Origin of the sequence: Microbacterium hydrocarbonoxydans, assembly GCF_011752045.1 — a bacterium.
Classification (GTDB): Bacteria; Actinomycetota; Actinomycetes; order Actinomycetales; family Microbacteriaceae; genus Microbacterium.
Genome location: NZ_JAAKXW010000006.1, coordinates 78,448 through 97,004, shown reverse-complemented (window position 1 = coordinate 97,004; position 18,557 = coordinate 78,448). Strand labels below are relative to the sequence as shown.

At 69.7% G+C, this 18,557-nt stretch carries 20 protein-coding genes; 2 read left to right on the top strand and 18 right to left on the bottom strand.

The annotated features are described in order from the left end of the window. Window positions 1–43: 43 nt before the first annotated feature. The 11 genes from pheT to infC form a co-directional block, all read right to left on the bottom strand. A complete protein-coding gene (pheT, locus tag G6G98_RS16835) occupies window positions 44–2,548 on the bottom strand; it encodes a phenylalanine--tRNA ligase subunit beta (RefSeq protein ID WP_164234849.1) in 2,505 nt (834 codons plus the stop codon). Continuing rightward, window positions 2,548–3,588 (bottom strand): phenylalanine--tRNA ligase subunit alpha, encoded by a 1,041-nt coding sequence (pheS, locus tag G6G98_RS16830; RefSeq protein WP_164234850.1) that lies wholly within the window; start codon window positions 3,586–3,588, stop codon window positions 2,548–2,550. Before pheS ends, pheT begins: the two co-directional genes overlap by 1 nt. A gap of 51 nt (window positions 3,589–3,639) precedes the next feature. Beyond that, the gene (locus tag G6G98_RS16825; protein ID WP_067357477.1) at window positions 3,640–4,287 is read right to left on the bottom strand and encodes a hypothetical protein; all 648 of its coding nucleotides are present in this window, start codon (window positions 4,285–4,287) and stop codon (window positions 3,640–3,642) included. A gap of 1 nt (window position 4,288) precedes the next feature. Then, the gene (locus tag G6G98_RS16820) at window positions 4,289–5,212 is read right to left on the bottom strand and encodes an amino acid ABC transporter permease (RefSeq protein ID WP_067357481.1); all 924 of its coding nucleotides are present in this window, start codon (window positions 5,210–5,212) and stop codon (window positions 4,289–4,291) included. After that, the gene (locus G6G98_RS16815) at window positions 5,209–5,865 is read right to left on the bottom strand and encodes an amino acid ABC transporter permease (RefSeq protein ID WP_067357485.1); all 657 of its coding nucleotides are present in this window, start codon (window positions 5,863–5,865) and stop codon (window positions 5,209–5,211) included. Before G6G98_RS16815 ends, G6G98_RS16820 begins: the two co-directional genes overlap by 4 nt. Window positions 5,866–5,940: 75 nt before the next feature. After that, complete coding sequence (locus G6G98_RS16810; RefSeq protein ID WP_067357488.1) at window positions 5,941–6,855, bottom strand: glutamate ABC transporter substrate-binding protein; 915 nt, start codon at window positions 6,853–6,855, stop codon at window positions 5,941–5,943. A 38-nt stretch (window positions 6,856–6,893) separates the two neighbouring features. After that, window positions 6,894–7,643 (bottom strand): amino acid ABC transporter ATP-binding protein, encoded by a 750-nt coding sequence (locus G6G98_RS16805; RefSeq protein ID WP_067357492.1) that lies wholly within the window; start codon window positions 7,641–7,643, stop codon window positions 6,894–6,896. A 113-nt stretch (window positions 7,644–7,756) separates the two neighbouring features. Then, a complete protein-coding gene (locus G6G98_RS16800) occupies window positions 7,757–8,569 on the bottom strand; it encodes a TrmH family RNA methyltransferase (protein ID WP_067357495.1) in 813 nt (270 codons plus the stop codon). Window positions 8,570–8,668: 99 nt separating this feature from the next. Continuing rightward, window positions 8,669–9,055 carry a 50S ribosomal protein L20 gene (rplT, locus tag G6G98_RS16795; protein WP_067357499.1) on the bottom strand — a complete coding sequence of 129 codons (387 nt, stop codon included), beginning with the start codon at window positions 9,053–9,055 and terminating at the stop codon, window positions 8,669–8,671. Between the two features lie 31 nt (window positions 9,056–9,086). Then, window positions 9,087–9,281, bottom strand: coding sequence for a 50S ribosomal protein L35 (rpmI, locus tag G6G98_RS16790; RefSeq protein WP_067357502.1), 195 nt, complete (start codon window positions 9,279–9,281; stop codon window positions 9,087–9,089). Window positions 9,282–9,354: 73 nt separating this feature from the next. Next, window positions 9,355–9,990 (bottom strand): translation initiation factor IF-3, encoded by a 636-nt coding sequence (infC, locus tag G6G98_RS16785; protein ID WP_084788474.1) that lies wholly within the window; start codon window positions 9,988–9,990, stop codon window positions 9,355–9,357. A gap of 232 nt (window positions 9,991–10,222) precedes the next feature. Between infC and G6G98_RS16780 the strand changes: the two genes are divergently transcribed. Next, a complete protein-coding gene (locus tag G6G98_RS16780) occupies window positions 10,223–10,615 on the top strand; it encodes a DUF1844 domain-containing protein (protein ID WP_067357509.1) in 393 nt (130 codons plus the stop codon). A 182-nt stretch (window positions 10,616–10,797) separates the two neighbouring features. Here G6G98_RS16780 and G6G98_RS16775 read toward each other — a convergent pair whose 3' ends face one another. The 6 genes from G6G98_RS16775 to G6G98_RS16750 form a co-directional block, all read right to left on the bottom strand. Continuing rightward, window positions 10,798–11,595: an SseB family protein gene (locus tag G6G98_RS16775; protein WP_164234851.1), complete on the bottom strand. Its 798-nt coding sequence runs from the start codon at window positions 11,593–11,595 to the stop codon at window positions 10,798–10,800. Further along, window positions 11,579–12,325, bottom strand: a complete 747-nt coding sequence (gene priA / locus G6G98_RS16770; RefSeq protein ID WP_067357516.1) for a bifunctional 1-(5-phosphoribosyl)-5-((5-phosphoribosylamino)methylideneamino)imidazole-4-carboxamide isomerase/phosphoribosylanthranilate isomerase PriA — start codon at window positions 12,323–12,325, stop codon at window positions 11,579–11,581. The genes G6G98_RS16775 and priA overlap by 17 nt, the downstream gene beginning before the upstream one ends. Before the next feature lie 96 nt (window positions 12,326–12,421). Further along, on the bottom strand, window positions 12,422–13,057 hold the full coding sequence (hisH, locus tag G6G98_RS16765; protein ID WP_164234852.1) for an imidazole glycerol phosphate synthase subunit HisH: 636 nt from the start codon (window positions 13,055–13,057) through the stop codon (window positions 12,422–12,424). Further along, on the bottom strand, window positions 13,054–13,671 hold the full coding sequence (gene hisB / locus G6G98_RS16760; protein ID WP_164234853.1) for an imidazoleglycerol-phosphate dehydratase HisB: 618 nt from the start codon (window positions 13,669–13,671) through the stop codon (window positions 13,054–13,056). Before hisB ends, hisH begins: the two co-directional genes overlap by 4 nt. Continuing rightward, a complete protein-coding gene (locus G6G98_RS16755) occupies window positions 13,668–14,762 on the bottom strand; it encodes a histidinol-phosphate transaminase (protein WP_208321530.1) in 1,095 nt (364 codons plus the stop codon). The genes hisB and G6G98_RS16755 overlap by 4 nt, the downstream gene beginning before the upstream one ends. A gap of 54 nt (window positions 14,763–14,816) precedes the next feature. Next, window positions 14,817–15,179: a LysM peptidoglycan-binding domain-containing protein gene (locus G6G98_RS16750; protein WP_164234855.1), complete on the bottom strand. Its 363-nt coding sequence runs from the start codon at window positions 15,177–15,179 to the stop codon at window positions 14,817–14,819. Window positions 15,180–15,466: 287 nt separating this feature from the next. On the opposite strand from G6G98_RS16750, the gene lexA reads away from it, so the two are divergent. Further along, window positions 15,467–16,153, top strand: coding sequence for a transcriptional repressor LexA (gene lexA, locus G6G98_RS16745; protein ID WP_067357533.1), 687 nt, complete (start codon window positions 15,467–15,469; stop codon window positions 16,151–16,153). Window positions 16,154–16,221: 68 nt separating this feature from the next. Here lexA and metE read toward each other — a convergent pair whose 3' ends face one another. After that, window positions 16,222–18,534: a 5-methyltetrahydropteroyltriglutamate--homocysteine S-methyltransferase gene (metE, locus tag G6G98_RS16740; protein WP_164234856.1), complete on the bottom strand. Its 2,313-nt coding sequence runs from the start codon at window positions 18,532–18,534 to the stop codon at window positions 16,222–16,224. Between the last annotated feature and the right edge of the window lie 23 nt (window positions 18,535–18,557).

Below are 18,557 nucleotides of genomic sequence, written 5' to 3'. Positions count from 1 at the left end.
TCACGCTACCCCGGCGTCCGCGGATGCCGAAGGATCCGGCCGATCAGTCCCGCAGGGTCGCCCCGAACCGCTCAGACGCGACGGCGACGCCGGCGAGCTTCGCCTCCGTGCCCTCGGCGGCGGTGAGGGTGCGGTCCTCTGCGCGGAAGCGCAGCGCGAAGGTCAGGCTCTTCTGCCCCTCGGGAACGCCTTCGCCGCGGTAGTCGTCGACAAGACGGATGGACTCGAGCAGCGCGCCGGCGCCGTCGGCCAGGGCCGCACGCACCTCGGCGGCGGCGACCTCGGCCGGCAGCACCAGCGAGACGTCCTGCGTGGCCGCCGGGTAGGTCGACAGCGAGGCCGCGACGCTCCGGGGACCGGCGAGTTCGAGGATCCGGTCGAGATCGAGCTCGACCACGACGGCACGGCCCGGGAGGTCTGCCGATTCCGCGACCGCCGGGTGCAGCTCGCCGACGTACCCGACCTCGACACCAGCGGCCGTCAGGGAGCCGGCGCGTCCGGGGTGCAGGGCCGCGCGCTGCGTCTGCACGACGTCGATCTCGACGCCCGCGGCCGCGGCGATGACGCGCACGGCGTCGAGCGCCTCGGAGAGACCTGCCGCCTCGGCCGGGCGGCCCGGCTGGCGCGCGCTCACGTTGCCGGTGAAGAGCGCGGCGACGTGGCGATGCTGCGGCGGGATCGAGGCGTTCAGCTGCGCGAGAGTCTCATCCGACGGACGCACCCCGAGCGGGGGCACCTCGTCGGTGCCGTAGACGACGCCGGGCTCCGGGAGGAACACGATGCCGGTCTCGAAGATCGCGAGGTCGGTGAGACCGCGCGAGATGTTGCGGTGCGCGGTCTGGAGAAGGCCCGGGATCAACGAGCGACGCAGGTACGGCGCCGCCCCGTCGAGGGCGTTCGCCAGGCGGATGCTCGGCAGGTGCTCGCCCGAGGCCGATCCGTGCAGGTCGTTCTGCGCCTCGGTGGTGAACGGGAAGGCCGGGGTCTCCACGAGGCCGGCGGCGGCCAGGGCGTTCGCGACGCGGCGACGGCCCTCCTGCAGCGCGGTCAGCCCCCGACCGGACGGCGGTGTCGGCAGGACGGAGGGGATGCGGTCGAGCCCCTGGATCCGCGCGACCTCCTCGGCCAGCGTCCACTTGTCGGTCAGGTCGGGGCGCCAGGTCGGCGGGATGACCGTCCAGCCGGCATCCGTCGCGGTGACCTCGGCGCCGATCGTCGCGAGCGAGCCGGCGATCTCGGCATCCGTGTAGTCGACGCCGATCAGGCCCTGCACGAAGCCGGCGGGGAGCTCGATCTCGGAGACGAAGACCTCGGAGAACAGGGCGCCGCCCTCGTCGGTGAGCGTGCCACCGGCGAGCTCGACCATGAGGTCGGCGACGCGACGGGCGGCCACGAACGGGATGAGCGGGTCGACGCCGCGCTCGAAGCGCTTGGAGGCCTCGCTGGGCAGCTTGTGGCGACGCGCCGAGCGCGCGATCGTCGTCGGGTCGAAGGTCGCGGCCTCGATGAGGACGTTCCGGGTCGTCTCGGTCATCTCGGTGGTGCCGCCGCCCATGACGCCGGCGAGACCGATCGGACCGGACTCGTCGGTGATGAGGAGGTCCTCCACGTGGAGCGCGCGCTCCTGCCCGTCGAGCGTGGTCATCTTCTCGCCGGGCAGCGCACGACGCACGGTGATGGAGCCGGTGAGCTTGTCGAGGTCGTAGCCGTGGATCGGGTTCCCGAGCTCGAGCATCACGTAGTTCGTGATGTCGATGAGGATGCCGAGCGAGCGCATGCCCGCGAGCGTGAGCCGCGCGACCATCCACGGCGGCGTCGGGCGGGACGGGTCGACACCGCGCACGACGCGGGTGACGAACTCGCTCGCGCCGACGCGGCCCCGGACGGGGGCGACGTCGTCGACGACCGCGGTGTGCCCGGCGCCCGGCTGCAGCTCCGCGAAGTCGCGCTCGGCCGGATCGCGAAACGCGGCCCCGGTGGCGTGCGAGTACTCGCGGGCGACACCGCGCACCGAGAACGCGTAGCCGCGGTCCGGCGTGACGTTGATGTCGACCGCCACGTCGTCGAGGCCGAGCAGCGCGATCGCATCGGCGCCGACCGGCGCGTCGACGCCGAGCTCGGACAGGATCAGGATGCCGTTGTGCTCGTCGCCGAGACCGAGCTCGCGCGCCGAGGCGATCATCCCGTCGGACACGTGGCCGTAGGTCTTGCGCGCGGCGATCGGGAACGGCCCGGGGAGCACGGCGCCGGGCAGGGTCACCACGACCTTGTCGCCGACGGCGAAGTTGTGCGCGCCGCAGACGATGCCGCGGACACCGCCCTGCGCCTCGCCGACGTCGACCTGGCACCAGCGGATGGTCTTGCCGTTCGACTGCGGCTCGTCGTCGAAGGACAGGACCTGCCCGACGACCACGGGACCCGTGATGTCGAAGCGGTGCACGTCCTCCTCCTCGAAGCCGACCGACACCATCGCCGCGAGGACATCCTCGGGCGTGGCATCCGCTGCCAGATCGACGTACTCACGCAGCCACGAAAGCGGGACGCGCATCACACCACCATCCCGTACTGCTCGCTGAATCGGACATCGCCCTCGGCCATGTCGCGCATGTCCTGGACGTCGCTGCGGAACATGAGTCCCCGCTCGATGCCCATGCCGAACGCGAAGCCGCTGTACACGTCGGGGTCGATCCCGGCCGCGCGGAGCACGTTCGGGTTGACCATGCCGCAGCCGCCCCACTCGATCCAGCGTGCGCCGCCCTTGAAGGTCGGGTGCCAGAGGTCGAGTTCCGCGGACGGCTCGGTGAAGGGGAAGAAGTTCGTGCGGAAGCGGGTCTTCGCCTCCGGGCCGAAGAGCTGCCGGGCGACGTGGTCGAGCGTGCCCTTCAGGTGCGCCATGGAGATGCCCTTGTCGACGACGAGGCCCTCGAACTGCGTGAACACCGGCAGGTGCGTGGCGTCGAACTCGTCGGTGCGGTACACGCGCCCAGGGCAGAGCACGTAGATCGGCACCTCGCGGTCGAGCATGGAGCGCACCTGCACGGGGCTGGTGTGCGTGCGCATGACGAGGTGGCGCGAGGCGGGGTCGACGTAGAAGGTGTCCTGCTCCTGGCGGGCGGGGTGGTCGACGTCGAAGTTCAGGGCGTCGAAGTTGAACCACTCGTGCTCGAGCTCGGGTCCCTCCGCGATCTCCCAGCCCATGCCGACGAAGATGTCGGACACCTGGTCCTGCAGGAGGGTCAGCGGATGCCGGGCGCCGACACGCGTGCGCGAGGGCACGGCGGTGATGTCGACGCGCTCGGACTCGAGCCGGGCGGCGACCTCCGCCTCGGCGAGCTCGGCCTCCTTGGCGGTGAGCGCCTGGTTGACCCGGCCGCGGCCCTGGCCGACGAGCTTGCCGAACGCGGCTTTGTTCTCGGGCGCGACCTGGCGCATCGACGCGTTCAGGACGGCCAGCGGCGACCCCTCGGCGACGTGCGCGGCGCGAGCCGCCTTCAGTTCGGCGGTGTCGGCGGCGGCGGCGATGGCTTCGAGCGCCGCCGCGACGGCGGCTTCGACCGCGTCAGGGGTGATTTCGAGAGACTCAGACACGAGAGTCGAGTCTACCGGGGACGACGTGCCCCTCTTCCCCGTGAAGCGGCGTCAGAGCGGGCCGAACATCGGTACGCCGGGCGTGGGCGTCCACGTCTCGCGCTCCCGCTCGAGCGCGGCGGCGAGCTTCTCGTCGGCCATGGCGGCGCGGCGCAGCGAGACCCGTGCGTCGCCCATCACCGCCGCGGGCACGACCAGCACCGAGGCGAGCAGCAGCACCATGCCGGTGTCGACGAGGATCACGGTGCGGATGCCGCCCCATCCCATCAGGATGCTCGGGAGCAGTAGGAGATTGAGGGCGAGCAGCACCGCTCCGGCGAGGCCGAGCGCCGCGGGTAGGGATCCGGGCCCGCGGGTGGTCGTCGTTCGCCCGCTGGGAGGGACCCGGCTTCCGGCGCGACGCATCATGACGACGCTCACAGCGGCGAGCAGGGTGCCGCCGAGCGCCCAGGCCAGCGTACGGGAGTTCCCGTTGAGGCTGTACAGGCCGAACGCTGCCATGACCGCCGAGATCCCGATGCCGAGGAACGCGGCCCAGAGTCCGCGGCGAGCGGCGCGGTCCCGGGCGATCTCCCGGAGCCGCGTCGGCGCCTCGGGCGGGGTCTGCGCCGCATACTCCGCGTCGAGCCACTGCTCGAGCGTCCGGCCGGATGCGGACGGGAGCCCCGTGACGGGCTCGACGCGGTAGGGGTCGGTCATGTCAGCTGCCTGGACCGCTGGTGCTGTCGAACCTGCCTGCGCCCTTCTGCATCGCGATCGCCTCGGTCAGCGTGGACTCGTCGTCCGCCGCGATGTTGCCGCCGGCGGCGGCGATCGCCTGCACCTTCGGCGAGCGGCGCGTCCGGATCTCGACCCAGCGGGCGATCCCGGAGAGGATGAGGCACATGAGGATGTAGATGCCGCCGATGACGAACGCCGACTGCAGGATCGGACGGCCCTGCTGCGAGGTCAGCTGCTTGGCGTAGTACAGCAGTTCGGGGTAGGTGATGATGAAGCCGAGCGCCGTGTCCTTCATCGTCACGACGAGCTGGGCGACGATCACCGGAAGCATGGCGCGGATCGCCTGCGGCAGCAGGATGAGGCGCATGACTCCGCTCTTGCGGAGGCCGATCGCGTAGCCGGCCTCCTTCTGCCCTCGAGGCAGAGACTCGACGCCGGCTCGGAGCACCTCGGCGAGGACGGATCCGTTGTAGACCATCAGCGCGATGACGACGGCGTGATACGGCTCCATCTTGATGCCGACGACCGGCAGGCCGTAGTACAGGAGCATCATGAAGACGAGCACGGGCACGGCCCGGAAGAACTCCGTGATCACCGTCACCGGGATGCGCACCCAGGCGTGATCGGACAGGCGCCCGATGGCGAGCACGAATCCGAGGACGACGCTCAGAACCGCCGCGGCGGCGAATGCGGCGAGGGTGTTGCCGAGAGCCTTGAGGATTCCCATCCAGACGGCGGAGAACGTGAAGACATACCACTTCTCCGGCGAGAACTGGCCTGTCTCGACCATGCGATACACGACGAAGCCGATGACGGCGAGCACCGCGATGATCGTGACGACCGCGAGGATGCGGTTGCGGGCGATCGCCCGCGGACCGGGAACGTCGTACAGTACTGAGCTCATCGGGCGATCCTCCATCGGTTCTCGAGATGCCGCTGGAGCCAGCTCATCAGCATGACCAGCGCGACGAAGACGACGGCCACCCAGAGCAGGACCTCCATCGGGTTGCCGGGGCGATCGGCCGAGTCGTTGATGGTGGAGCGGAGGGCAGCGAGCTCCGCCACGGAGAAGCCGGCCGCGACCGTGGTGTTCTTCAGCAGGGCGATGAACACGCTCATCATCGGCGGGACGACCGAGCGGAACGCCTGCGGCAGGATGACCAGCGTCATCACCTGGCCGAACGGCAGCCCGATCGCCCGTGCCGCCTCGGCCTGTCCGACCGGCACCGTGTTGATGCCGGCCCGGAGCACCTCGGCGACGTAGGTGGCGGTGTAGATGCCGATCGCCAGGATGCCGAGGACGAGATTCGACAGCTTCGGCAGACCCAGCTGGGGATAGCCGAAGACGAAGAAGAAGAAGACGAGGGTGAGAGGCGTGTTGCGGACCGTGTTCACGTACAGGGTGCCGACGCCCCTCGCGATCGGCACCGGCGAGACTCGCATCGCGCCGACGACGATGCCGAGCACCAGCGCGATGATCCCGCCGAAGGCGAACACGAGCAGCGTGTTGCCGATCGCCTCGCCCCACAGGTCGAGATTGCCGAAGATGACGTCCACGCCACCCTCCCCTTCTTCAGGCTGATTGGTGAGACTGCGCGGGGTGGCCTCCGAGCGGAGGCCACCCCGTGCCGATCAGTACGCGTCGACCTCGGGCTGCTCGACCTCGATGCCGGATTCTCCGAGGTTCTTGTCGAAGATCGCCTGCCAGATGTCGCCGCCCTCCGTGAAGAGGTCGTTGATGTGCGCGCGCAGCACGTCGTCGCCCTTCGTCAGGCCGACGCCGTAGCGCTCCTCCGTGAACAGGCCGCCGGTGACCTTGACGTCGTCGGGGTACTGCGCGGCGTAGCCGATCAGAATCGCCTGGTCGGTGGTGACCGCGTCGACCTTGCCGTCGATCAGGTCCTGCACGCAGGCCGAGTAGAGGTCGTACTCCTGCGTCTTGATGTCAGGGAAGTTCGCCTTGATGTTCTGGATCGGCGTGGAACCGGTCGCGGAGCAGACGGTCTTGCCGTTGAAGTCCTCCAGCGCCTCTGCGTCCTCAGCGTCGGCCGCGACGAGGAGGCCCTGACCCGTGATGAAGTAGGGTCCGGCGAAGTCGATCAGCTCCTTGCGCTTGTCGTTGATCGAGTACGTCCCGACGTAGTAGTCGATGTCGCCGTTGGTGATGGCCTGCTCGCGGTTCGCCGAGGCGATCGGCTTGAACTCGATCTTGTCCTCGTCGTAGCCGAGCGACGCGGCGATCCAGCGCGCGATGTCGATGTCGAAGCCGGTGCGCTCGCCCGTCGTCACGTCGAGGTAGCCGAGACCCGGCTGGTCCTCCTTGACGCCGACGACGACCTTGTCGCGCTCGGTGATCGCGTCGAACGTGGGGCTGCCTTCGAGCTGGACGTCTTCGGCGACCTCGAACCAGGTCGACTCCTCGCCGCCCTCTTCTCCGCCTCCGGTTCCGCCGCCGGGGTTCGCCGGGCTGCCGCTGTTGCAGGCGGTCAGCGCGAGCAGCGCCGCCGCCGCGATGCCGATACCGGCCAGGGTCCGTGTGCGTCGCATGTGCGTCTCCTTCGTGTGCTGTGTGTGCGGGATGTGAGTCAGTGGGTGAGGAGCTTCGAGAGGAAGTCCTTGGCTCGGTCGCTCTTCGGGTTCGTGAAGAACTCCTCGGGCGTGGCCTCCTCGACGATGCGGCCGTCCGCCATGAACACGACGCGGTTCGCGGCCTTGCGGGCGAAGCCCATCTCATGCGTGACGACGATCATGGTCATGCCCTGGCGGGCGAGTTCGACCATGACGTCGAGGACCTCGTTGATCATCTCCGGGTCGAGGGCACTGGTCGGCTCGTCGAAGAGCATGACCTTCGGATGCATCGCGAGGGCGCGGGCGATCGCGACGCGCTGCTGCTGTCCGCCGGAGAGCTGGGCGGGGAGCTTGGAGGCCTGCTTGGCGACGCCGACGCGCTCGAGGAGATCCATCGCCTCCTTCTCCGCATCCGCCTTCTTCATGCCGCGCACCTTGATCGGACCGAGCGTGACGTTCTCGAGGATCGTGAGGTGGGCGAACAGGTTGAACGACTGGAACACCATGCCGACGTCGGCGCGCAGATGCGCGAGGCCTTTGCCCTCTGCGGGCAGGGCCTTGCCGTCGATGCTGATCGTCCCGCTCGTGATCGTCTCGAGGCGGTTGATGGTGCGGCACAGCGTCGACTTGCCCGAACCCGACGGGCCGATCACCACGACGACCTCGCCGGCGTTGACGGTCAGGTCGATGTCGGTCAGCGCCTGGAACTCGCCGTAGTGCTTCTGAACGTTCTCCACCACCACAAGGGGCGTGCCGGTTTCTGCCATGCCCCCCACACTAGGAGTACGCGCCGATGTGAGCGAGAACATCGCGCGCTGTTATCGACTTGTGACCGGGTAAAAACCCGATGAGTTACGGGATTGGCCGGCGCGTCGGGGGGTCAGAGGCCGTCGCCGGCCCGCTGGGCGAAGGCACTCTCGTACAAGCAGACGCTCGCGGCGGTGGCGAGGTTCAGCGATTCCGCACGGCCGAAGATCGGCAGCCGGAGCACACGATCGGCAAGCGCCAGCGCGTCGTCCTCCAGGCCGCGCGCCTCGTTCCCGAACAGCCAGGCCGTCGGCTCCGCCAGCACCCCCTCGGCACGCGCACGGAGCAGATCGTCGCCCTTGACGTCCGCCGCGAGGATCCTCAGACCCGCGGCGTGCGCGCGGTCGATGACGTCGGACAGTTCGCCGCCGACCGAGACCGGCAGGTGGAACAGGGATCCGGTCGTCGCGCGGACGACCTTCGGGTTGTACGGGTCGACCGTTCGTCCCGTCAGCACGACGGCATCCGCTCCGGCCGCATCCGCCGCCCTGATGATCGTGCCGAGGTTGCCGGGATCGCGGATCTCCTGACAGATCGCCACGAGGCGGGGCGACGCGGCGAACACCTCACGAAGCGACGTCGGCGTCTGCCGGACGACGGCGACCAGTCCCTGCGGGGTGACCGTGTCGGCCATCGCGTTCAGGACGTACTCGGTCACGTACTCGACGTCCACGTCGGCGTCCGCCGCCTTCGCGCGGATGTCGGGATGCTTCTCCCAGCCGGCCGGCGTCGCGAACAGTTCGACGATCGCCTCCGGCCGATAGGTGAGCGCTTCGCGCACCGCCTGCGGACCCTCGAGGAGGAACAGGCCGGTCTCGGTGCGCGCACTGCGCTTCGTCAGCTTCGCGACGGCACGGACTCGGGGGGACCGGGGGTTCTCCAGCACGCTCTCAGTCTAGGGAACACCGGGGTTCCACCGCGCCAAAGGGCGGGTGAACGACACAGGGCGCCCTCCCGGAGGAGAGCGCCCTGTGCGAAGAGATGCTTACGCAGCCGACTTCGGAGCGTTGACGTCAGAAGGCAGAGCCTTCTTGGCCGTCTCGACGAGCGACGTGAACGTCGCCGCGTCGTTGACCGCGAGGTCCGCGAGGATGCGGCGGTCGACCGTGACGCCCGCGAGGCCGAGGCCCTGGATGAAACGGTTGTACGTCATGCCGTTCTGGCGTGCAGCGGCGTTGATGCGCTGGATCCAGAGGCGGCGGAAGTCGCCCTTGCGCTTGCGACGGTCCCGGTACGAGTAGACCAGGGAGTGGATGACCTGCTCCTTGGCCTTGCGGTAGAGGCGCGAACGCTGACCGCGGTAGCCGGAGGCGCGCTCGAGGATGACGCGACGCTTCTTGTGGGCGTTTACCGCCCGCTTGACTCTTGCCATTTTCCTGTGTTCCTATCCTGCGTTCGGGCGCTCAGCGACCGAGGAGCTTCTTCGCGACCTTGAAGTCTGCCTTCGACAGAACCTGGTCCTGGTTGAGGCGACGGGTGCGACGGCTCGACTTGTGCTCGAGGTTGTGGCGCATGTTCGCCTGCTGCTTCTTCAGCTTCCCGCTGCCGGTGATCTTGAAGCGCTTCTTGGCACCCGAGTGGGTCTTCTGCTTCGGCATCTTCTCTTCCTTCGTATGGCGCCTTCTCAGGCGACGGTGTCAACCCGCTGTGCGGGAGTCTGTGGGGCGGACGTCACTCCGCTGCGGCCTCGGCCGCGGCATCGGTGGATCGCGCCTCGCGCGCGGCCTGCTTCTTGGCATCGCGAACCGCGTTCTGCTCGGCCTTCGCCTCGGACTTGTTCTTCAGCGGCGCGATGACCATGACCATGTTGCGTCCGTCGATGGTCGGGTTCGACTCGACGGTGCCGAACTCGGCGACGTCCTCGGCGAACTTGCGGAGCAGGCGCACGCCCTGCTCGGGACGCGACTGCTCGCGACCGCGGAACAGGATCATCGCCTTGACCTTGTCGCCCGCCTTGAGGAAGCCCTCAGCGCGCTTGAGCTTGGTCGTGTAGTCGTGAGCCTCGATCTTCAGACGGAAGCGAACCTCCTTGAGGATCGTGTTCGCCTGGTTGCGACGGGCTTCCTTCGCCTTCTGGGCAGCCTCGTACTTGAACTTGCCGTAGTCCATGATCTTGACCACGGGCGGCTTCGAGTTGGGTGCCACCTCGACGAGGTCGAGGTCGGCCTCCTGCGCAAGGCGCAGCGCCGCCTCGATGCGGACGACGCCGATCTGCTCACCCGCAGGGCCGACGAGGCGGACCTCGGGGACGCGGATGCGCTCATTGGTGCGGGGATCGCTGATGCGGAACTCCTTAGACGATGGGATTCGGCCACCAGGATGCTGTCAGCATCCCGGGCGAAATCGGAATCGTCCCCACCCGCCGGCATTCAGACGCCGGCTTCGCACCCTGTCTACCGGACCCGTCTTTACGACGCGATCCGGCGGAGTGCAAGACCCGGTAGCCTTGAACGGCAAGCGCGGGTGGGAAGTGAATCCTCTTTCGTGCCGGAGCATGATGCTCCGGAGCCCGACAAAGTCTAACAGAAGGCAAGGCGAAGTGACGAACCAGGCAACGGACGAGGCTGCACGCGAGCGCGAGGAGCGCTGGGCACGGCAGGAGGAGGCGGCCGCGTCCGCCACCAGGGACATCGCCGACGTGCCCGCCGTCGAGGTGATCACCACCACCGCCGTGCACCTCATGAGCGCGGCCGCCGTGAAGCTCGGCCTCGCAGACGACCCCGAGGCGCAGCTCGACCTCGACGAGGCCCGGAAGCTCATCAACGCGCTCGCCGGCCTCATCACCGCCGGCGCACCCGAGATCAGCGACATGCACGCGCGATCCCTGCGCGACGGCCTGCGCTCCCTGCAGCTCGCCTTCCGCGAGGCGTCGACCATCCCTGACCCGATCGGCAAGGGGCCGGGCGAGAAGTGGACGGGGCCGGTCAACTAGTCCGCATCTCGTGGGGTCCGGTCCTCCGGCTCCGGGATGTCCTCGTGGGGCAGAGAGCGGGAACCCTCCCGCTTCGCGGGCCCCTCCCGATCTGCCCCACGAGGACATCCCTCCGCCTTCCGGGCCTGGGCCCTTGCGTCCCGTAGACGGCGGCTGGAGCAAGAAGAGGCGGCGGGCTGGAGTCAGGCGGAGCGGCGGAGCTTGACGGTGAGGGAGTCGGCGAGGACGGCGATCCGGTCGTCGGCGGCCCAGCGCTGAGCGAGGCGGGCCAGCACGGCATCCAGGACCTCCCGCTCGAGTCCGTCGACGAGCTCGAGGACGACGACGAGCTCCGGACCGCGCAGCCGCGCATCGGGATCCCCCGGCGCGACCGCGACGTCGATGACCGCGAGCTCGTGCGCCACGCTCTCCTGAAGAGCGGCGAAGACCTCGGGCGAGAGGAAGCTCGGCTCCCAGTCGTGCTCCTGCGCGACCGCCCACACAGCGGGTCGGCGTATCACGAACTCGGTGTCTGACGTCGGGTCGAGGACGATGAGATCGGTGTCCTCGGCGGATGCCGCCAGCGCGGCGCGCACCGCCTCGACGGGGATCGGGCGGGCCTTCGGATCCCAGCGCTGCATCGTCTCGACGGACGAGAACACGGGCTGCACGCGGCGTCCGTCCGGGGCGGCGACCGTGACGATGGACAGCTCCTGCGTCTTGTCGACCGCGAGTCCGGTCGGACCGATCCCCTCGTCGCCCCTCTCCGCGACGAGGGGGATCAGCACGCGGGCGGAGCGGAACGCGTCGACGACCTCGGCCTGCGAGCCCTCCCCTGCCCGGAAGCGCAGGAGCGCAGCGAGCAGCGCCGGGTCGGCGGAGCCGTCGTCCGCGGCGTGCGGGTTCGATTCGAAGCTGCGCCCCTGCCACGGGACGCCTGCGGAGTCGCCGCGGCTGTGCGGTTCCGGTCCGCAGGAGTGCGCGTCAGTCTCCGGCGACATCCAGAGCCTCTGCCAGCGTGAACGCGCCGGCGTAGAGGGCCTTGCCGACGATCGCACCCTCGACACCGAGCGGCACGAGCTCCCGGAGCGCGGCGATGTCATCGAGGCTCGCGATGCCGCCGGAGGCGACGACGGGCTTCGGGGTGCGCGAGGTCATCTCGCGGAGCAGCTCGAGGTTCGGGCCCTTCAGGGTGCCGTCCTTGGTGACGTCGGTGACGACGTAGCGGCTGCAGCCTGCGTCCTCGAGGCGCGCGAGCACCTCCCAGAGGTCGCCGCCCTCCTTGGTCCAGCCGCGGGCGGCGAGGGTGGTGCCGCGCACGTCGAGACCGACCGCGATGGCCTCGCCGAAGCGCCCGATCACGTCGGCCGCCCACTCCGGGTTCTCCAGCGCCGCGGTGCCGAGGTTGATGCGGCTCGCGCCGCTCTCCAGCGCGGCCTCGAGCGTGGCGTCGTCGCGGATGCCGCCCGACAGCTCGACGTTCACATTGCGGTACTGCTTGATGACCTTGCGCAGGATCGGGGCGTTGCTGCCACGGCCGAACGCCGCGTCGAGGTCGACGAGGTGGATCCACTTCGCGCCCTGGGAGACCCACTCCCCTGCCGCGTCGAGCGGGTCGCCGTAGCTGGTCTCGGTGCCGGCCTCGCCCTGGGTCAGGCGGACGGCCTTGCCGCCCGCGACATCGACGGCCGGGAGCAGGGTGAGCGAGGGGGACTGCGCGAAGTCGTTCATGACGTCCTTGGGTGAAGAGGATGCGCCCTTAGAGGCACGAGAACCGAGGGTACCCCCGTGTCCGGCGTCACTCAAATGCGTGACGCCCCGCGGACCTCAGAGACTGGACACCCAGTTGCGGAGCAGGCGGATGCCGGCGTCACCCGACTTCTCCGGGTGGAACTGGGTCGCGGACAGCGGACCGTTCTCGACTGCGGCGAGGAACGGGTCGCCGTAGGTCGTCCAGGTCAGGACGGGCTGCGGGAAAGGCGGGATCACGTCGAGCTCCCAGGACTGCGCCGCATAGGAGTGCACGAAGTAGAAGCGCTCGTTCTCGATGCCTTTGAACAGCACGGTGTCCGCGCCGGGCTCGACGGTGTTCCAGCCCATGTGCGGAAGGACCGGAGCGTTGAGCTCGGTCACGGCGCCGGGCCACTCCCCCAGCCCCTGCGTGTCATGACCGCGCTCGACGCCGTGCTCGAACATGACCTGCATGCCGACGCAGATGCCGAGCACCGGGCGGCCGCCGGCGAGCCGCCGGTCGATGATCTCGTCACCGCCGTGGGCGAGGAGCGCATCGCGGACGGCCTGGAACGCGCCGACGCCCGGGACGACGAGGCCGTCGGCCTCGAGCGCCTGCTTCTTGTCGCGCGTGAGCACGGCATCCGCGCCGGCGGCGACGAGCGCCTTCACGGCGGAGTGGACGTTCCCCGACTCGTAGTCGAAGACCGCGACCCGGGGTGCGCTGCTCACAGCGCGCCCTTGGTCGAGGGGATGCCGTCGACCAGCGGGTCGAGCGCCTTCGCCTGCCGGAACGCACGGGCGAACGCCTTGTACTCCGCCTCGGCGATGTGGTGCGGGTCCCGGCCGCCGATGACGCGGACGTGCACGGTGAGTCCGGCGTTGAACGCGATCGCCTCGAAGGTGTGCCGGACCAGCGATCCGGTGAAGTGTCCGCCGATGAGGTGGTGCTCGAAGCCCGCTGGCTCGCCCTCGTGCACGAGGTACGAACGGCCGGAGATGTCCACGACGGCCTGTGCGAGCGCCTCGTCCAGCGGCACGAGCGCGTCGCCGTAGCGGGAGATGCCCGCCTTGTCGCCGAGCGCCTCGCGGATCGCCTGTCCGAGCACGATGGAGATGTCCTCCACGGTGTGGTGCGCGTCGATGTTCGTGTCGCCCGAGGCGCGGACGGTGAGGTCGGTGAGCGAGTGCTTCGCGAAGGCCGTGAGCATGTGGTCGAAGAACGGCACCGAGGTGTCGATACGGCTGGCGCCGGTCCCGTCGAGGTTCAGCTCGAGCTCGACGGTCGACTCCGAGGTGCTCCGGACGCGTCGTGCGGTGCGCGGGGCCTGTGCGGGGGTGCTCATGATGCCGATCCTATCGAGGCCAGCGCGTCCAGGAACGCGGTCGTCTCCGCCTCGGTGCCGGCCGTGACGCGGAGGTGGCCGGGGATCCCGACGTCGCGGATCAGCACGCCGCGGTCGTACAGCCGCTGCCAGGTGGACTTCGGGTCGGAGACGCCGCCGAACAGCACGAAGTTCGACCAGGACTCGTGCGGCGTGTAGCCGAGCGCCTCGAGGGTCGCCGAGATGCGGTCGCGCTGCTCGACGATCTCGTCGACCATCGCCAGCATCACGTCCGAGTTGCGCAGCGCCGCGACGGCGGCGGCCTGAGTGAGCGCGCTCAGGTGGTACGGCAGCCGGACGAGACGGAGCGCGTCGATGAATGCCGGGTCGGCGGCGAGGTAGCCCACCCGGGCGCCCGCGAACGCGAACGCCTTGCTCATCGTGCGGGAGACCGCGAGCCGAGGCCGCCCCTCGAGGAGGGTGAGCGCTGAGGGCGCATCCTTCGGGGCGAACTCCTGATAGGCCTCGTCGACGACGACCACTCCCCTGGCCGCCTCGTAGACGGCCTCCACGACGTCGAGTCCGAGCGGCGTGCCCGTCGGGTTGTTCGGCGAGCACAGCAGGACGATGTCGGGATCGGCCTCCTGCACCTGCGCCACCGCATCCTCGGCGGTGAGGGTGTAGTCGGGCTCGCGTACGCCGGCGATCCAGCGCGCACCGGTGCCCTGCGTGAGCAGCGGGTACATCGAATAGGTCGGCGCGAAGCCGAACGCGGTGCGCCCGGGACCACCGAAGGCCTGGAGGATGTGCTGCAGCACCTCGTTCGAGCCGTTGCCAGCCCAGATCCGGTCGGCGGTCAGCCCGTGGCCGAGGTAGTCGGCGAATCCCTCGCGAAGAGTGGTGAACTCACGGTCCGGGTAGCGGTTCACGTCGCGGAGGGCGACGGCGATGTCATCCAGGATGTCGCTCGCCACGGCATCCGGCACCGGATGCGTGTTCTCGTTGACGTTGAGGGCGATGGGGAGCGGCGCCTGCGGGGCGCCGTAGGGCGTCAGCCCGCGAAGGTCGTCGCGAAGGGGGAGATCGGCGAGGGAAGCGGTCACCCTTCCCATGCTAGGACGCCAGGCCCCGGGGCTCACGCCGAGTGACGGCGCATTGCGTCCCGTTCAGTTCGAGTACTGCGCCGGAATCGCCAGCTCCTGGCCGATCTGCAGCGCCCCGCCCTGGAGCATGTTCAGACGGCTGATCTCGCCGATCACGTCACGCGGGTCGGACTCCGGGGCGATGCCTTCGGCGATCGACCACAGGGTGTCGCCGGGCATCACCGTCAGCGTCTCGAAGGTGGCCGTCGCGACATCCTCACCCGAAGCGACGGCGCTGCCGCCGCTGATCGCGGCGAAGCCGATCCCCAGCGCCAGCGGGACCGTCGCAAGTGCCAGGAGCACACGACGACCGCGTGCCGTCAGCCGGAAGCGCGTGACCGGAGGTGCCGGGACGACCGCTGCGCTGCTGAAGGTGATGGTGCTCATCCTCTGCTCCTTCTGTGCTGAGACCCCCGCCGAGCGGAGGAAGTTGGCGTAGCGTTCGCATCCGCGACTCGGCCGGGAGCCGTGAATGCGAAGCTACGTTCCGAAGATATCTTCGAGTTCGAACATCTGTCAAGGATTCTTCGAAACCTGATCCGAGAATCCGGCGACACGCTCGAACAGATCTTCCAGATCTGCCGGATTCTCGGATACGGTTTCGACAGGAACACCCCATCACGGGCCTCCGACATTCGAACCGAGACGCCGGCATCGCACCGCAGAGGAGCACCATGAGCGAGAACTCCGCCCCCGAGTCCGAGGCTCCGCGCACCCGTCGCCGGAAGAGCCTCAGCCCGAAGCAGATGGCGATCCTCGAGGTCATCCAGAGCTCGATCAGCCGTCACGGCTACCCGCCGAGCATGCGGGAGATCGGCGACGCGGTCGGACTGAAGTCGCTCTCCAGCGTCACGCACCAGCTGGGTCAGCTGGAGCTCAGCGGCTATCTGCGCCGGGACCCGGGCAAGACCCGCGCGATGGAGGTCCTCATCGACCTCCCCGGCACGAGCGGTGAGAACCCGGCCGACGTCTCGACCCCCGTGGGCGATGCCGCCCTGGTGCCCCTCGTCGGTCGCATCGCGGCCGGCGTCCCGATCACGGCGGACCAGCAGGTCGACGAGATCTTCCCGCTCCCCCGGCAGCTCGTCGGCAAGGGCGAGCTGTTCATGCTCAAGGTGTCCGGCGAATCCATGATCGACGCGGCCATCTGCGACGGCGACTGGGTCGTCATCCGCGCGCAGAGCAGCGCCGAGAACGGTGAGATCGTGGCGGCGATGCTCGACGGCGAGGCGACCGTGAAGACGTTCCGCCGGCGCGACGGCCACACCTGGCTCCTGCCGCGCAACTCGGCCTTCGAGCCGATCCTCGGCGACGAGGCGGTCGTGCTGGGCAAGGTCGTGGCGGTGCTGCGCGCCGTGTAGACCGCGCGCCGGACGACGAAGCCGCCCTCCTCGCAGAACGGGGAGGGCGGCTTCTTCCATACCGGGGCTCAGACCGCGACGGCCACGTCCTCGCGCACCCGCCTGGTCGCCTCGACGATGTTGCGCAGGGACGCCGTGGTCTCGTCGTAGCCGCGGGTCTTCAGCCCGCAGTCCGGGTTCACCCAGAGCTGACGCGTCGGGATCTCGTCCACGGCGCGGCGCAGCAGCGACTCGACCTCCTCCACGGTGGGCACGCGCGGCGAGTGGATGTCGTAGACGCCCGGGCCGATGCCGTGGTCGAAGCCGGCCTCGGCGATGTCCGCGACGACCTCCATGCGGCTGCGCGCCGCCTCGATCGAGGTGACGTCGGCGTCCAGCGCACGGATCGCATCGATCACCACGCCGAACTCCGAGTAGCAGAGGTGGGTGTGCACCTGGGTGCCTGCCACCGCGCCGCCGGTCGCGAGGCGGAACGAGTCGACGGACCACTTCAGGTACGCCGGCTGGTCGGCGGACTTGAGCGGCAGCAGCTCCCGCAGCGCGGGCTCGTCGACCTGGATGATCGCGATGCCGGCCTTCTCGAGGTCGGCGATCTCATCGCGCAGCGCCAGGGCCACCTGGTTGGCGGTCTCCCCTAGCGGCTGGTCGTCGCGCACGAACGACCAGGCGAGGATCGTCACCGGTCCGGTGAGCATGCCCTTCATGTGCTTCGTCGTGAGCGACTGGGCGTACGCGGACCAGTCGACCGTGATCGGCGCCGGACGCGAGACGTCGCCCCAGAGGATCGACGGGCGGGTCGCCCGGGAGCCGTAGGACTGCACCCATCCGTTCTCCGTGACGGCGAAGCCGTCGAGGTTCTCGGCGAAGTACTGCACCATGTCGTTGCGCTCCGGCTCGCCGTGCACGAGCACGTCGAGGCCCAGGTCCTCTTGCAGCGAGACGACGCTGGCGACCTCCCGGCGCAGGAACTCCTCGTAGTCCTCCGCCGGGATCTCGCCGCGGGTGTACTGGGCCCGGGCGCGGCGGATGTCGCCGGTCTGCGGGAACGAGCCGATGGTGGTGAGCGGCAGGGCCGGGAGCCCCAGCGACTCCTGCGCGGCCTCGCGCTCCTCATACGAGACCCGGGAGAAGTCGGCCTCGGTGAGTGCGCGCTCGCGAACCGCACCGTCGCTGACACCGGGCGCCGACAGCCGGTCGGCGAGGGCGGCGGATGCCTCGGTGAGGTCGTCCGCGATCGCCTCGCGCCCCTCGGCGAGGCCGCGGGCGAGCGTGACGATCTGCTCCACCTTCTGGTCGGCGAACGCGAGCCACGACACCAGCCGGGCGTCGAGCTTCGACTCGTCGGCGACGTCGTGCGGGACGTGCAGCAGCGAGGTGGAGGTGGACGCCGAGACGGATGCCGCGCCGAGACCGCGCAGCTCCTCGAGCCTCTCGAAGGCTGCTGCGAGGTCTCCGCGCCAGATGTTGTGGCCGTCGACCACGCCGCCGACGAGGGTCTTGCCCTCGAGGCCGGCGGCGGCCGCGGGAACGGCGCCGCGGACGAGATCCACGGCGATGGCCTCGACCGGAGCGGCGGCGAGCACCGGGAAGACCTCGCCGAGGTCGGCGTACGGCGCGGCCACGAGGATCGCCGGGCGCTCGGAGGCGCCGCCGAGCACGGCGAGCGCACGGGTCGCCGCATCCGCCAGCTGCGCGACCGAGGCGGGCAGCGACTCGCTGACGAGCGCCGGCTCGTCGAGCTGCACCCACTCTGCGCCGGCTGCCTTGAGCGCCGCGAGCAGCTCCGCATACACCGGGAGCAGGTCGTCGAGGCGGGACAGCGGGTCGAAGCCCTCAGGGGCGTCGTCGGACGCCTTCGCCAGGGCGAGCAGCGTCACGGGGCCGACGACGACCGGACGTGTGACGAAGCCGGCGGCGACGCCCTCGGCGACCTCGCGGACGAGGCGGTCGCTGGAGAGGGAGAACGCGGTCTCGGGACCGATCTCGGGCACCAGGTAGTGGTAGTTCGAATCGAACCACTTGGTCATCTCCAGCGGGGCCCGCTCACCCTCGCCGCGGGCGATCGTGAAGTAGGCGGGGAGGCCGATCGTGCCGTCCGCGTCGCGAAGGTCCTCGAAGCGGGGCGGGATCGCGCCCACGGTTACCGCGGCGTCGAGCACCTGGTCGTAGTAGGAGAAGGACTCGGGGATCGCCGAGTCGGTGCGGCCGAGGCCGAGCGCGGCCAGCCGGTCGCGCGTCGCCGCACGGAGTCCGGCGGATGCCGCCTCCAGCTCGGCTTCGCCGATGCGGCCGGCCCAGAACGCCTCGACGGCCTTCTTCAGCTCACGGCGTCGGCCGATGCGGGGGTATCCGAGGATGGTGCCTGCGGGGAGAGCGGACATTGTCTTTCCTTTCAGCGGGGGTT

Excerpts from the sequence above, each read along its gene's own strand:
- pheT (WP_164234849.1), bottom strand. The coding sequence starts at position 2,548 with ATGCGCGTCCCGCTTTCGTGGCTGCGTGAGTACGTCGATCTGGCAGCG.
- G6G98_RS16825 (WP_067357477.1), bottom strand. The coding sequence starts at position 4,287 with ATGACCGACCCCTACCGCGTCGAGCCCGTCACGGGGCTCCCGTCCGCA.
- G6G98_RS16820 (WP_067357481.1), bottom strand. The coding sequence starts at position 5,212 with ATGAGCTCAGTACTGTACGACGTTCCCGGTCCGCGGGCGATCGCCCGC.
- G6G98_RS16810 (WP_067357488.1), bottom strand. The coding sequence starts at position 6,855 with ATGCGACGCACACGGACCCTGGCCGGTATCGGCATCGCGGCGGCGGCG.
- G6G98_RS16805 (WP_067357492.1), bottom strand. The coding sequence starts at position 7,643 with ATGGCAGAAACCGGCACGCCCCTTGTGGTGGTGGAGAACGTTCAGAAG.
- rplT (WP_067357499.1), bottom strand. The coding sequence starts at position 9,055 with ATGGCAAGAGTCAAGCGGGCGGTAAACGCCCACAAGAAGCGTCGCGTC.
- rpmI (WP_067357502.1), bottom strand. The coding sequence starts at position 9,281 with ATGCCGAAGCAGAAGACCCACTCGGGTGCCAAGAAGCGCTTCAAGATC.
- G6G98_RS16775 (WP_164234851.1), bottom strand. The coding sequence starts at position 11,595 with ATGTCGCCGGAGACTGACGCGCACTCCTGCGGACCGGAACCGCACAGC.
- priA (WP_067357516.1), bottom strand. The coding sequence starts at position 12,325 with ATGAACGACTTCGCGCAGTCCCCCTCGCTCACCCTGCTCCCGGCCGTC.
- hisB (WP_164234853.1), bottom strand. The coding sequence starts at position 13,671 with ATGAGCACCCCCGCACAGGCCCCGCGCACCGCACGACGCGTCCGGAGC.
- G6G98_RS16755 (WP_208321530.1), bottom strand. The coding sequence starts at position 14,762 with ATGGGAAGGGTGACCGCTTCCCTCGCCGATCTCCCCCTTCGCGACGAC.
- G6G98_RS16750 (WP_164234855.1), bottom strand. The coding sequence starts at position 15,179 with ATGAGCACCATCACCTTCAGCAGCGCAGCGGTCGTCCCGGCACCTCCG.
- lexA (WP_067357533.1), top strand. The coding sequence starts at position 15,467 with ATGAGCGAGAACTCCGCCCCCGAGTCCGAGGCTCCGCGCACCCGTCGC.
- metE (WP_164234856.1), bottom strand. The coding sequence starts at position 18,534 with ATGTCCGCTCTCCCCGCAGGCACCATCCTCGGATACCCCCGCATCGGC.